At 42.2% G+C, this 12,558-nt stretch carries 14 protein-coding genes; 9 read left to right on the plus strand and 5 right to left on the minus strand.

The window, feature by feature from the left end:
* The first annotated feature begins 15 nt into the window (after nucleotides 1-15).
* Nucleotides 16-243, plus strand: coding sequence for a hypothetical protein (locus CDH51_RS10965; RefSeq protein WP_100628609.1), 228 nt, complete (start codon nucleotides 16-18; stop codon nucleotides 241-243).
* 56 nt (nucleotides 244-299) lie between these two features.
* Here the strand turns inward: CDH51_RS10965 and CDH51_RS10970 are convergent, their stop codons facing one another.
* A complete protein-coding gene (locus CDH51_RS10970; RefSeq protein ID WP_100628610.1) occupies nucleotides 300-674 on the minus strand; it encodes a UDP-glucuronosyltransferase in 375 nt (124 codons plus the stop codon).
* A gap of 195 nt (nucleotides 675-869) precedes the next feature.
* Here CDH51_RS10970 and glyA point away from each other — a divergent pair, with 195 nt between their 5' ends.
* The 3 genes from glyA to rpiB all read left to right on the plus strand — a co-directional run bounded on the left by glyA (nucleotide 870) and on the right by rpiB (nucleotide 3,509).
* Nucleotides 870-2,138: a serine hydroxymethyltransferase gene (gene glyA / locus CDH51_RS10975; RefSeq protein ID WP_100628611.1), complete on the plus strand. Its 1,269-nt coding sequence runs from the start codon at nucleotides 870-872 to the stop codon at nucleotides 2,136-2,138.
* Nucleotides 2,139-2,155: 17 nt separating this feature from the next.
* Nucleotides 2,156-3,007, plus strand: coding sequence for a twin-arginine translocase subunit TatC (tatC, locus tag CDH51_RS10980; protein ID WP_100628612.1), 852 nt, complete (start codon nucleotides 2,156-2,158; stop codon nucleotides 3,005-3,007).
* Nucleotides 3,008-3,071: 64 nt separating this feature from the next.
* A complete protein-coding gene (gene rpiB / locus CDH51_RS10985) occupies nucleotides 3,072-3,509 on the plus strand; it encodes a ribose 5-phosphate isomerase B (protein WP_100628613.1) in 438 nt (145 codons plus the stop codon).
* A 16-nt stretch (nucleotides 3,510-3,525) separates the two neighbouring features.
* On the opposite strand, the gene CDH51_RS10990 is transcribed toward rpiB, so the two are convergent.
* The 3 genes from CDH51_RS10990 to CDH51_RS20380 all read right to left on the minus strand — a co-directional run bounded on the left by CDH51_RS10990 (nucleotide 3,526) and on the right by CDH51_RS20380 (nucleotide 5,983).
* Nucleotides 3,526-3,864: a GNAT family N-acetyltransferase gene (locus tag CDH51_RS10990; protein WP_232724797.1), complete on the minus strand. Its 339-nt coding sequence runs from the start codon at nucleotides 3,862-3,864 to the stop codon at nucleotides 3,526-3,528.
* A gap of 123 nt (nucleotides 3,865-3,987) precedes the next feature.
* Nucleotides 3,988-5,199 (minus strand): glycoside hydrolase family 18 protein, encoded by a 1,212-nt coding sequence (locus CDH51_RS10995; RefSeq protein ID WP_100628614.1) that lies wholly within the window; start codon nucleotides 5,197-5,199, stop codon nucleotides 3,988-3,990.
* 367 nt (nucleotides 5,200-5,566) lie between these two features.
* Nucleotides 5,567-5,983: a hypothetical protein gene (locus tag CDH51_RS20380; protein WP_100628615.1), complete on the minus strand. Its 417-nt coding sequence runs from the start codon at nucleotides 5,981-5,983 to the stop codon at nucleotides 5,567-5,569.
* Between the two features lie 211 nt (nucleotides 5,984-6,194).
* On the opposite strand from CDH51_RS20380, the gene CDH51_RS11010 reads away from it, so the two are divergent.
* Complete coding sequence (locus tag CDH51_RS11010) at nucleotides 6,195-7,286, plus strand: sensor histidine kinase (protein WP_100628617.1); 1,092 nt, start codon at nucleotides 6,195-6,197, stop codon at nucleotides 7,284-7,286.
* Nucleotides 7,283-7,981: a LytR/AlgR family response regulator transcription factor gene (locus CDH51_RS11015; RefSeq protein ID WP_100628618.1), complete on the plus strand. Its 699-nt coding sequence runs from the start codon at nucleotides 7,283-7,285 to the stop codon at nucleotides 7,979-7,981. The genes CDH51_RS11010 and CDH51_RS11015 overlap by 4 nt, the downstream gene beginning before the upstream one ends.
* Nucleotides 7,982-8,043: 62 nt before the next feature.
* Here CDH51_RS11015 and CDH51_RS11020 read toward each other — a convergent pair whose 3' ends face one another.
* Complete coding sequence (locus tag CDH51_RS11020) at nucleotides 8,044-9,276, minus strand: M28 family peptidase (RefSeq protein WP_100628619.1); 1,233 nt, start codon at nucleotides 9,274-9,276, stop codon at nucleotides 8,044-8,046.
* A 74-nt stretch (nucleotides 9,277-9,350) separates the two neighbouring features.
* On the opposite strand from CDH51_RS11020, the gene CDH51_RS11025 reads away from it, so the two are divergent.
* The 3 genes from CDH51_RS11025 to CDH51_RS11035 all read left to right on the plus strand — a co-directional run bounded on the left by CDH51_RS11025 (nucleotide 9,351) and on the right by CDH51_RS11035 (nucleotide 12,554).
* Entirely contained in the window at nucleotides 9,351-10,460 is a 1,110-nt protein-coding gene (locus CDH51_RS11025; RefSeq protein ID WP_100628620.1) for a TolB family protein, read from the plus strand.
* Between the two features lie 109 nt (nucleotides 10,461-10,569).
* Nucleotides 10,570-11,490, plus strand: coding sequence for a mechanosensitive ion channel family protein (locus tag CDH51_RS11030; protein WP_100628621.1), 921 nt, complete (start codon nucleotides 10,570-10,572; stop codon nucleotides 11,488-11,490).
* Nucleotides 11,487-12,554 carry a porin gene (locus tag CDH51_RS11035; RefSeq protein ID WP_100628622.1) on the plus strand — a complete coding sequence of 356 codons (1,068 nt, stop codon included), beginning with the start codon at nucleotides 11,487-11,489 and terminating at the stop codon, nucleotides 12,552-12,554. Before CDH51_RS11030 ends, CDH51_RS11035 begins: the two co-directional genes overlap by 4 nt.
* Nucleotides 12,555-12,558: the final 4 nt, after the last annotated feature.

The following is a 12,558-nucleotide window of genomic DNA, read 5'->3' on the forward strand; positions in this document are numbered from 1 at the left end:
TCAAGATAAAAAACCATGACCAAACTTATACCGATTTTTATCAACGGAACTAACTGGATTCAGCTTTCCCAACTTCAGGGAGATCAAGCCAGAAAACTGAAGTCTTGGATTCCACAAAATTGCCTTAAAAATGTTCGCTATCAAGGATTGCTTTTGAAGGACTGCCTGGATTTTGAGACCTATGATCTTTGGTTTCGAACACAACAGGTTTCAGAGCCTAAGCCTGGCCTTTTGGACTTTTAACCTAGAAAAGCAGAGCCCTTTCTTCATTTTTCGCTTGAATCAAAAGCATAACTGAGTCATTCTAGTCCAAAACTTTTTCGCTTTTCAGCAAAATAAGTTTTCAAATCGGGATAAAAGTCACTACTAGCCTCAGGTATCCCACCCAACACCAATTCCATTTTCCCATCCAGTTCATCCTGATTGACCTGCATCCCCTCGATCAGATAAATCAAATCTTCTAAATTCATCGGCTCTTCCACCTTCGAAGGATATAATAGATACTCATTTCCATAAAAATCAACGACCTCAAGCTGTATCATTCGATCGAGTGCATGGGCGTAAATACTGATCTGCTCTCCCCATTGACTCTCCGGATAGTGAAGCTTCACCAGCAGCACTGAATTGCTGCCTTCTGAGAAATAGGTTTCTGGTCGGAATTTGAAATCAAGCATATAGCGAAATTAGCAAAAATGTGATGGAGACATCCTTCCAAAGCTTTGAGAAAGACCTTCTTTTGGATAAAAAAATCCATCTTCATTTCCCTTGCTTGCTACATTGGATTATCGGGAGTTTCGGGCTATTTTTGAACCTTGTAAGTGTAAAGCCCTCAGGAGCAAATTTCCAGTAGGCAATCAATCCCACAAATTATGCAAAGAGATAAGGTAGTATTTGATCTCATCGACAGAGAAGAAGACAGACAAAAGCGCGGAATCGAATTGATCGCCTCCGAAAACTTCACTTCAAAGCAGGTGATGGAGGCAGCAGGTAGTGTATTGACAAATAAATACGCGGAGGGCCTGCCCAAAAAGCGCTATTATGGAGGATGTGAGGTAGTAGATGAAATTGAGCAAATTGCTATCGATCGTGCCAAAGAGCTTTTCGGAGCCACTTGGGCTAACGTGCAGCCTCACTCAGGGGCTCAGGCCAATGCAGCAGTAATGCTTGCATGCCTAAAGGCTGGCGACGCTATTTTGGGATTTGACCTGGCTCACGGTGGACACCTGACTCACGGTTCTCCTGTCAACTTCTCGGGAAAATTATATGAACCTCACTTTTACGGTGTGGAAGAGGAGACGGGAGTCATCAATTATGACAAAGTAGAAGAGACTGCGCTTGAAGTAAAGCCCAAAATGTTGATTTGCGGGGCTTCTGCCTATTCGAGAGATTGGGATTATGAGCGACTTCGTGACATTGCAGACCAAGTAGGAGCCATCCTATTGGCAGATATTTCCCATCCATCAGGACTGATTGCTAGAGGCCTTTTGAACGATCCATTGGAGTTTTGCCACATTGTAACGACCACCACTCACAAAACTTTGCGTGGTCCTCGAGGTGGTTTGATCTTGATGAGAGATGACTTTGAGAATCCTTGGGGCATCAAAACTCCCAAAGGTGAAATCCGAAAAATGTCTTCCCTTCTAGACATGGGCGTATTCCCAGGTACTCAGGGTGGACCTTTGGAGCACATCATTGCTGCCAAAGCAGTAGCTTTCCAAGAAGCCCTTTCTGACGAATACATGGAATACATTCTTCAGGTGAAGAAAAATGCTGCTGTAATGGCAGAAGAATTTGTGAAATTAGGTTATAAGCTAATTTCTGGAGGCACTGATAACCACCTGATGCTTATTGACCTTCGAAATAAAGACTTGACTGGAAAAATTGCTGAAGAGACACTCGGAAAAGTAGATATCACGATCAATAAAAACATGGTCCCATTCGATACCAAGTCGCCTTTTGTGACATCCGGAATGCGTGTAGGTACTGCTGCCGTGACGACCCGTGGTCTGAAAGAAAAGGACATGACTAAAATCGTCCAATTGATCGACAAAGCGCTCATGAACCATAGTGATGAGGCTATCCTTAATCAAATCCGATCAGAAGTAAACGAATGGATGGTTCAGTTTCCATTGTATTAATTACCCAAATTTAAATCGTGGCATTAGACCAACTACAGGAAGAGGAAGAAGGAATGTCCTTCTTGGATCATTTGGAAGCACTACGATGGCACTTATTGCGATCGGTAGCTGCGATTTTGATCTTCACAGTCATAGCCTTTCTTTCCAAAAGCATCGTATTTGGAATAATCATTTTGGGCCCATCCAAAATTGATTTTCTGACTTACCGAGTCTTGTGTGACATCGCAATGTCACTCAATATCCCGGCGCTTTGTATTGATGAACTTCCCTTCACCATCCAAAGTAGGCAGATGACTGGGCAGTTCTCCATGCACATGACTTCCAGTTTTGTGGTTGGTTTCATAGTGGCCTTTCCCTATGTATTTTGGGAGGTTTGGCGATTTATCAGTCCAGGGCTTTACGATCAAGAAAAAAATGCTGCAAGAGGAGCTGTCTTCTTTGTGAGTTTGCTGTTCTTCCTTGGTGCTGCTTTTGGATATTATATCCTATCTCCACTTTCGATCAATTTCCTTTCCAACTATAGATTGGACCCTTCCATTCTGAATGAATTTGATATCACTTCTTATGTGACGACTTTGACTATGTTGGTGCTTGCATCAGCTATCATGTTTCAGCTTCCGGTAGTGATCTATTTTCTGTCTATGAGTGGTTTGGTGACTTCAGGAATGCTAAGAACTTATCGTCGACATGCCATTGTTGTGATATTGGTATTGGCAGCGGTAATTACCCCTCCTGATGTGATTTCTCAGTTGCTGATTGCGATGCCGATTTTGGTGCTGTATGAGGCAGGGATTACCATTGCGAAGCGTCTGGAAAAGAAACGTGCACTCAAAGAAGCTGAGTACGAAAGACAATTTGACGACGAGTAATTGAATACATATTTTGTATTCTATAGCTAAAACCACCTAATTGATAAATAAAATCTTATCCACTATGTCCAGAAAAATAGCAATTGGCGGCGACCATGCCGGGTTTGAATATAAAACTCAACTAATCCAGAAGCTTGAAAAGTCTGGCTATGAGGTCAAAGATTTTGGCCCATTCTCTGATGCTTCAGTCGATTATCCTGACTATGTACATCCGCTTTGCAGCGCTGTGGAAAGTGGAGAATTTGAAAAAGGCATCGTCATCTGTGGAAGTGGAAATGGGGTAGCCATTACTGCCAATAAACATCAGGGAATTCGAGCTGCTCTCTGCTGGAATGAAGCCATTGCATCACTTGCACGACGTCACAACGACGCAAATGTGATCGCCATTCCCGCCCGTTTTATCCCCTATGAGCAAGCAGAAAACCAAGTGGATATTTTTCTGACGACTGAGTTTGAAGGAGGTCGGCATAGCAAGCGAGTAAACAAAATTGCCTGCAGCTGATCTGAGAAAGAGTTATTCAAAGCCTTTTTGAAAAATATATTCTTCGATGACCCGTTGGAAAGTCTTTGATCTCTCCAATGGGCTGATAGCCATTTTTTAGGTAAAATTCTTCCGCCTGAAAATCAAAAGTATCCAACATCGCTATTTCAGCTCCCTTTTCTCTAGCAACTTCCTCGATGTAGGCTAAAATCTTGCTTCCGTAGCCTTGTCCCCTAAATTGTTCATGAACCCAAAGGGCACGAATCTCCAAACCATTCCAATACCCAATTCCACCAAGTACGCCTCCTATATTCTCTCCTTCCTTTGTTTTTGCCACAAAATCAAGCGGAGTCCAAATAGGCGCTAGCGCTGACACTTTGTTAAGGTTATATTCATTCAATCCGTCAAGAATCGATTTAATGTCCTCTTTGGCGCATGGCTCTATGGATATTCGGGATATCACCATTTCTTTTGAAATAAATTTCCAGAGTTTGATGATTTAATCATTGGCCGCCTTATAGATCGCATCTAGTAATGACCCTTCTTCTTTGGTATCATTTCCCAATTCCCAGAACATGATGCCTCCCAGACCCTTTTCCATGGTATATCGGGTCTTGAGTGCGACTGAAACGGTATCATCATAAGACACAAACAAACTGGCTTGCTGATTGTACATGTATGGAGCTTGCGCTTTTTCATCCCAAAATCGCTCGAAACTAGCATCAGCCTCATATTCATCTCGAATCCGGTGATAGGCCATCCAACCAATATGCAAGCCTCCACTTAGCTGGTACAAACCATTATTGGCTGGAGGAACACCCTTCCAAACTCGGCCATAAAATGCTCCGCCTATGACAATTTGCTCAGGGTTTACACCTTCCTCAATCAGGAAGTCAACAATTTTCTGCGCAGAACGAGGGTGGGGATCCATATTCTGTCCATTCTGATAAAGACTATCCAAGTGAGCCCCAAAAGGTGTTTCCTTCACCTCTTCGCTTGTCATATCACCCAAGGGGGTATGATGCCCTGTATAAATCGATACACCCGATACTTGATCGTAGGTCATCACATTGGTGAAATCGGCGTATTTCATCACCTCTTCCATCTCCACAAAGTCAAAATATCGCTTCCAGCCAGCTGATGCAAAGGTCAATACTTTGGGTGATTCGAAGCTGTCCAGCATCTCCCGAAGTCCTTTCATCAGTGCAGTAAAGTTCTGCTTGTCCTCATCCCGAGCTTTGGTACCGGCTCCTGATATCCCGGGATATTCCCAGTCCATATCCATTCCGTCTAGTTGGTATTCCGCAATGAAATCCCGGGCACTTTGAATGAATTTGGCCCGGCTTTCCTCAGTCAATGCCATATCTGAGAATCCATCAGCACCCCAGCCTCCACAGGCAATCATGACTTTAAGATCTGGGTTTCGATCTTTTTGCTTGACCAAAGCCTCCAATTTTGGACCTGAATTTTCAGGGTTTCTGAATTGCATTTCACCATCTATGACCTGAGTAAAAGAGAAAATAATGTGCGTTAGCTTTTCTACAGGAATCTCCTCAGGCTGAAAATTCCGCTCCGGCACATAGTAGGCCATGATCACCGGGTTAGGGTTGAGTAGCTCGGTATCATTGCCTGCTCCAGAGTCAATTGGGTTTTGAGAATTACAGGCAATAGCCAAAAGGAGAAAAACTAAAAAGAATCTACCTTGGAACATGAAGATTAGAATTTAGACTTAATGTAAATTTTTTATGAAGTTAAAAATACATTTGTCAAAATTTTAACTCCTTGGCGAGAATGATCATTTTTTCATCTGATTATACGCTTTTCTGCCAGTTTGAAAGAAATACGATCCAAAATATGCCTCGAAGTGAAAGTTGCTGATGCTTCGATCTTCATTCTTCGGACTTCCAGCCAGATTAGCATAGAAAATGAGGCTATCGGCATAATTCCGTAATTCTACATTTTTTTATATCAATGGTTCCCCTCTTCAAGGTTTTCAAAAGAATAAATTACATCAAAAAAATAGCCTTCTGAGAGCATAGAAGGCTAATAATTTTGGTTTAGGTTTCTAATGATTTGTTTTATGATTCAACTTCAGCTCTTCGCATCACGGTCAAAATAAAACTAGCTGTAAAGCCACAGATAAGTACCAAAAGGCCAAACAAGGGGGATAACAAGGTGATTTTTAAGCCTCCAGCCAACAAACTTGGTGAAATATCCCCTGCAGCTTCAATGGCATCAAAAGCCCCAATCAATCCCATCAGGGAGTTCATCAAGGAAATCACCAGACCAAGGATTGCGGCATGATTGATTAACTTTTTATTCTTTTGAAATACGGCCTCTGATCCCTTTAATGAGTTGAAAGCCTTGATTGCAAAGAAAATGACAATCAAAAAGCAAATCAAAACCAAGGTCATTCCAGTGGTGCCGCCTTCCTGAAATCGGTCAATGATATTAAAACCGAAAACCACCCCTAGGTCAGTTGATAAGATATTCATGCGAGTTGTTGTTTTGTTGATGGGGCAAGTATAGCCCTTCCCAAGTAGCTAAAAAGACTTTTGCGACCAATGACCTTTTTACCCTCAGTTTTAACCAAAGTAAACTGAAAAACGAGATATCACTTTCTATAAAGTCATCAATCTCGCTAATCTCGTCATCCATCGCAAATTTTTTGGATTCAGGATTTTTTCATTGACCTTGTCCTTTTCAATGAAGAAGTATCTGTCGGTTTGGAAGATAGTAGCAGAGCAACTCGCTATTCAAATAAGCATTGCCTTAGGGGCTCTCTTATTCTTTGCATTCTATTTTGGCATTACTTTATCCAATCTCGGGCCGGCATTTACCTTTGGCCTGTTTCTCCTTCCTGTGACTATGGGCATGGTCAATGTTTTCAGTTTTTATCTGATTCCACAATATCTTTTTAGTCAGCGATACCTTGAGTTTTCTTTGTACACATTTTATACCCTAGTCATTTCTATCTTCCTGATTACGCTTTCCTCCTTTTATGGCTACTTATTCATAAATACCATCGAAACCATTGACAGAGAGTTCATTTTTACAAAAAATCTATACCTGATTATTGTGGCTGTATATATTGTGGTATTGCTTACTTCACTTTTTTCAACGTACAGAGAAAACATCAAAATCCAGCTAAGAAACAAAGAGCTACAGTTTGCTTTGGTAAATGGAAAGTTACAGCTCAAACAAGAGGAGCTTTCCTACTTGAAAATGCAAATCCATCCACACTTTTTGTTCAATACTCTCAATACCATCTATGGGTCCGCTATTGCTCAAAGCAAACAAACTCCTGAATTGATTCTCAAGCTTTCAAACCTACTTGACTACATTCTTTACCAAACCAAAAAACAACTCGTTCCCCTTGACGAGGAAATTGCGCATCTGAAGGACTATTTGGCTCTAGAAAAAATGCGACATGGCTCCAGGGTAAAGGTTATTTGTCATTTCCCGGATCAAACAAATGGAGTCATGATAGCTCCCATGCTTTTACTCCCCTTGGTCGAAAATTGCTTTAAGCATGGAAAATTTGATAAAGGAGACCCAAGCTCGGAATTAAAAATTGAGATCAACAATCAAGGACTTCTATTTACCTCAAAAAACCCTTACCATGAAAATGCTCCATCGGGGAAATTAGATTCCTCTGGCATTGGCCTTCAGAATATCAGAAAACGGCTGGACTTGCTTTACCCCAACTCTTATCTATTCGAGACAAATCAATCCTCAGGTATTTTCGCCGTCAAACTAGAACTCCATTCTTTAACTCCCAAGCTAACTACAACATGAATTGCCTGATCGTAGATGATGAACCTATCGCGCAGGATATTTTGAAAGAATATATATCCAGAGTGGATTTTCTACAGCTTGTAGCCTGCTGCAATGATGCACAGGAAGCCTTTTCCGCTATTGATCAAAATGAACTAGACCTTGTCTTTCTTGACATCAACATGCCGGGAATTGATGGAATCACCTTGGCCAAAATTATTCCTAAGGATGTACAAATAATTTTTACTACTGCCTACCGAGAATATGCAGTGGAAGGGTTTAATCTCGAAGCAACTGATTACCTACTAAAGCCTATTCCGTTTGATCGGTTTCTCAAAGCTGTAAACAGAGTGCGAGAAGCAAAACCCAAAACAGCGCTTAAACAGGATCAGACTGAAATACCTGGCTTCATTTTCGTCCGTCAGGACAGGAAAATGGAAAAAATCGAAATCCAGAAAATTAAATATGTGGAGAGCTATGCAGACTATATCAAAATCCACCTAGAAGACCGAATCTCAATCGTAAGGGAAAGTATCAGCAACTTTGAAAAAAAGCTTCCCAGTTCTCGATTTATCCGCTTCCATCGCGGGTATATTGGAAATATTGCAGCGATTGATTCCTATACCAATGAATACATCGAAATTGATGGGAAAGCACTAACAATAAGCAGGTCCTACAAAAAAGACGTATTGGAGAGGCTTTCTTCTTTTGAATAGAAAATGGCTGTGAATTAGTTCTACATCACTAATTCACAGCCATTTTTAAATTTTCGTGCTTCTTAAAATTTGACTAAAGCCTCTACTCTTTTACCATCCCGCTCGTAAGCCACCTGCGTTTCTTGTCCGGGTTGGAAAGCTCCCAAAGCCCGCATATAACTCATCATATCGACGATGGTAGAATCTCCCAACTGAACAACAATATCACCTTTTTGCAAACCTGCTTTTTGGGCTGGTTTATCTTCGGATACCCCATCAATTCGCATTCCTTGACCATCATATAAATAATCAGGAACTACTCCAAGTGTAACTGTAAATCTTGGAGAATCACCGGAACTGTCTTTCGTTTTAGTAAAAGCTAATTTTGGCTCTGTGTCAAGCTGCGCAATCAATCGATCAATGTATCGAACCACCTGAAGTAAGCCCTCAAAGTTGATCTTCTCGGAGTCATCCGAGGGACGGTGATAGTCTTCATGCTGACCGGTGAAAAAGTGTAAAACCGGCAAATCCTGTAGATAGAAAGACGTATGGTCTGAGGGACCAACCCCAGACTCTGAAGTAACCAACTTGAGACTGTCGCTATTGACCAGATCCAATGCCGGAACAAAGCTAGGACTGGTACCAACTCCATTGATCGCCAAAGTTTTTTCCTCATTAAGACGACCAACCATGTCCATATTGATCATGTAATTGACAGTTTGTAGGTCGATGGTAGGATTTTTTACAAAATAATTGGAACCCCAAAGGCCATTTTCCTCTCCAGAAAAAGCGATAAACAGAAAATTAGACTGGTGCTTTTCATCCACCAATAGCTCAGCCAAAGCTGCTAAGGCAGCCGTGCCGGAAGCATTATCATCCGCACCATTGTGAATAGCAGAATCTCCTCTATGCAGAGAGCCAGATCCTCCATACCCGAGGTGATCAAAATGAGCTCCAATCACGATAGTCTGAGCAGCTTGGTTGTCGATAAAACCTATCACATTTCGGCCTGTGACACCTTCTCCATCTGTTCCAATGACTGCCTCCTCATGAGGATTACTTGGCTTGGAAACGGTAAATTCCTGAAAAAAACCGTCTGTGCCTTTGGGCGAAATCCCAATCTCACTGAAGCGCTCAGCCATATATTCAGCGGCTTTCACTTCACCATCTGTACCAATAGCCCGACCCTCTAATTGGTCAGCAGCTAAGTAGGTCACATCCTTTTTAAGATCATTGATTAAATCTGTATCGCTCGGGGCGGATTGACAGGCAAAAGCCAAAGCTCCAATAAGTCCGATTACTTCGTAATGCTTCATGATTCTATTTTGATTTAGCCCAAAGATAATAATTGGTATCTTCGCGCTGCAATAAATACAAACTGAAGATTTCTATGCGTTTCTATTTCCCGCTTTTATTGATTTTAATCATCGCCTGTGGGCCAAAAAATTCCGAGCAAACTGCAGAAAGCACTCCAACACATACGGCTTTGGATTCTGCGCTTCTTTCGGAAAATGAAATGAAATACCTTCGAAATATCAAGCAGTTGACTTTCGGAGGGAATAATGCTGAGGCTTACTGGTCATTTGATGATGAAATGCTCGTTTTCCAGTCCGATTATTCTGATTGGGGAGCTGAGTGCGATCAAATTTTCTACACCAACTGGAAAACAGACGACCTCAAAAACAATATGCCTCAACGCCTTTCTACCGGACTTGGGCGAACCACCTGCTCTTATTTTCTTCCGGGAAACCAAAGTATCGTCTATGCCTCTACCCATTTGGGAGGAGATGACTGCCCACCTGTACCTGAGCGAAGAGCTGATGGCAAGTACGTTTGGCCGATCTATGATAGCTATGATATTTTCACGGCAGATATGGAGGGCAATATTCTAGAGCAACTCACCAATGATCCTGGCTATGACGGAGAGGCCACGCTATCTCCCCAAGGTGACAAAATCGTCTTCACTTCCATGCGAACCGGTGATTTGGAGCTTTTCACTATGAATATTGATGGATCGGATGTCAAGCAAATCACCTCTGATCTAGGATATGATGGAGGAGCTTTTTTCTCGCCTGACGGCAGCAAGCTTGTATGGCGAGCTTCACGCCCGCAAACAGATGAAGAAAAAGCCGAATATCTTGAGCTTTTGGCTGAAGGCCTGGTAAAGCCTACCGAAATGGAACTCTACGTATCCAATGTCGATGGAAGTGATATTCGGAAAATTACCGATCTAGGCCAGGCTAACTGGGCGCCTTTTTTCCATCCTTCGGGAGAAAAAATCATTTTTGCATCCAATCATCACACAGAGCGGGGCTTCCCCTTTAATCTATACATGATTAATTTAGACGGAACAGGACTAGTGAGAATTACCGAAAATGACACTTTCGATGCCTTCCCTGTATTCTCTAATGATGGAAAACACCTAGTCTTCTCATCCAACCGAAACAACGGCGGTACGCGCGATACCAACTTATTTGTAGCAGAATGGATTGGTGATTAATTGATCCATAAAAATTCCCAAGAGCCCTTCTTGCCTAAAGCAAGGAGGGCTTTTTTTTGATTAGACCTGATCCTTCCTTATTTTACTAATTCGCTCAACCTATTTTTACATGAAAAATTACCGACGACTAATTATTCCCTTTTTGGTCACGCTGGTATTGGTACTGGCAAAAATCTACTTCCGCGAAGAATCTGCAACATGGACCGGCTTATTTTCAGTCTTGCCCCATATCAATACCATCTTGATTATTCTAGGTTTTACCTGGTGTCTCTTGGTCTTGACGGGTATTTTGAAACGAATATTCTTGAAGCAATTTGATATCAGTCAAGAGAATAATCTCCGAGCCAGAAAAGTCTACACCCAGCTTAACATCCTTCAAAAGATTGTCAATTTTATCATTATCATTCTTGGAATTGGATTGATTTTGGTCTCTTTTGAACCCATCCGTAAAATCGGTGTCGGGCTTTTTGCCTCAGCAGGAGTGGCCGGTATCATCATTGGTTTTTCGGCTCAGAAAGCTATTGGTACATTGGTCGCGGGAATTCAGATTGCATTCGCTCAGCCTTTTCGGCTGGATGATGCTGTGGTCGTAGAAGGTGAATGGGGCTGGATCGAAGAGGTCAATCTGACCTATGTCGTGGTGAGGATTTGGGATCAGCGTAGACTGGTGCTGCCGACTACCTATTTTTTGGAAAAACCCTTTCAAAACTGGACTAGAACCTCAGCAGACATCATTGGGTCGGTTTTTATTTATACAGATTATTCGGTGCCTTTTGACGCACTTCGTGAAGAACTGGATCGGATTCTTGAAAACACCCCGCTTTGGGACAAGAAAGTAAAGGTTTTACAAGTGACAGATGCTAAGGAGCGCACCGTAGAGAGTCGAATCTTAGTTTCTGCCAAAAACTCTCCAACTGCCTGGGATTTGCGCGTGCACGTGCGGGAGAAAATGATCGAATTTCTTCAAAAGAACTATCCTGCAGCCCTTCCAAGAACACGCGTGGTTTTAGAAGAAAATAAAAGCTCATGAAGCCATTTTTATCTTTTTGCCTTTTACTTTTTTTCCATTCGACCTTTGCTCAGGAAACTTCAAAAAGCAGCCTTAAATGGAACCTATCCGGATTTTTGGATGTCTACTACGGCTATGATTTTGTGGATCAAATGGGTCAGGAAAACAGGCTTCCATTTTTATACAATCATACCAACCAAAACCGGCTTGGAATCAACCTAGCCTTGGTTACAATCAGTGCACAAACGGATTTCTTTCGGGCTAATTTGGGAATTCAGCAGGGAACCTATGCCCGGGATAATTATGCGAATGAACCCGAACTTTTTCAGTGGATTCACCAGGCAAATATCGGTGTGGCTCTGGACAAGGATAGAAAGTTTTGGATAGATGCGGGAGTACTTCCTTCTCACATTGGCTTTGAAAATGCTGTATCGACAGAAAACCTGTCTTTATCTCGATCGATCATTGCAGAAAACAGTCCCTACTTTGAAACAGGCGTACAGCTAAGCTGGCAAAAAGATGAGCGCTGGTACTTTGCTTTTTTATATCTGAATGGCTGGCAGCGGATCCGAGCCATTCCAGGGAGAAATAGACCTTCTTTTGGCACTCAAGCCACTTATACTCCCACCGAAAACATCAAATTGAATTGGAGCACATTCATAGGAACTGATCAACCCTTGGAAGCTGAAACGATGTTGTACTTCACTAATTTCTATGGGGATTTTAAGCTTGGCGGAGGCTGGCGACTAATCGCCGGTCTGGATGGTGGCAGGAGAACCCTGGCTTTTGATTTTGATCGAAACTGGTGGGGGATGTCTGCGATTCTGCAGCGACGCTTTTCCGAAAAATTTGCCTCTGCTTTTCGGTTCGAATATTACAATGATCCTTTCCAGGCAATCGCGACCAGTCTAATTGATCAAGGTATCCAAACGAGTGGAATTTCTTTGAATGGAGATTGGAGGCTGGGAAAAGTGGCTACTTTCCGGTTGGAAGGTCGCTGGTTGACCGGGCCGGTATTGGGTATTGACAGCGGTAATTCCGATAATTACTTTCTTCTTGGGTCTTTCGCTTTTTCTTTCAATTAACTTA

Source organism: Algoriphagus formosus, assembly GCF_002807035.1.
GTDB lineage: Bacteria > Bacteroidota > Bacteroidia > Cytophagales > Cyclobacteriaceae > Algoriphagus > Algoriphagus formosus.

What these genes read in the sequence shown, in the direction of transcription:
- CDH51_RS20380 (WP_100628615.1), bottom strand. Translation starts at nt 5,983, where the DNA reads ATGAATATCTTATCAACTGACCTAGGGGTGGTTTTCGGTTTTAATATC.
- CDH51_RS11025 (WP_100628620.1), top strand. Translation starts at nt 9,351, where the DNA reads ATGCGTTTCTATTTCCCGCTTTTATTGATTTTAATCATCGCCTGTGGG.
- glyA (WP_100628611.1), top strand. Translation starts at nt 870, where the DNA reads ATGCAAAGAGATAAGGTAGTATTTGATCTCATCGACAGAGAAGAAGAC.
- CDH51_RS10970 (WP_100628610.1), bottom strand. Translation starts at nt 674, where the DNA reads ATGCTTGATTTCAAATTCCGACCAGAAACCTATTTCTCAGAAGGCAGC.
- CDH51_RS11010 (WP_100628617.1), top strand. Translation starts at nt 6,195, where the DNA reads ATGAAGAAGTATCTGTCGGTTTGGAAGATAGTAGCAGAGCAACTCGCT.
- CDH51_RS11015 (WP_100628618.1), top strand. Translation starts at nt 7,283, where the DNA reads ATGAATTGCCTGATCGTAGATGATGAACCTATCGCGCAGGATATTTTG.
- CDH51_RS10965 (WP_100628609.1), top strand. Translation starts at nt 16, where the DNA reads ATGACCAAACTTATACCGATTTTTATCAACGGAACTAACTGGATTCAG.
- CDH51_RS11035 (WP_100628622.1), top strand. Translation starts at nt 11,487, where the DNA reads ATGAAGCCATTTTTATCTTTTTGCCTTTTACTTTTTTTCCATTCGACC.
- CDH51_RS10995 (WP_100628614.1), bottom strand. Translation starts at nt 5,199, where the DNA reads ATGTTCCAAGGTAGATTCTTTTTAGTTTTTCTCCTTTTGGCTATTGCC.
- rpiB (WP_100628613.1), top strand. Translation starts at nt 3,072, where the DNA reads ATGTCCAGAAAAATAGCAATTGGCGGCGACCATGCCGGGTTTGAATAT.
- CDH51_RS11030 (WP_100628621.1), top strand. Translation starts at nt 10,570, where the DNA reads ATGAAAAATTACCGACGACTAATTATTCCCTTTTTGGTCACGCTGGTA.
- CDH51_RS11020 (WP_100628619.1), bottom strand. Translation starts at nt 9,276, where the DNA reads ATGAAGCATTACGAAGTAATCGGACTTATTGGAGCTTTGGCTTTTGCC.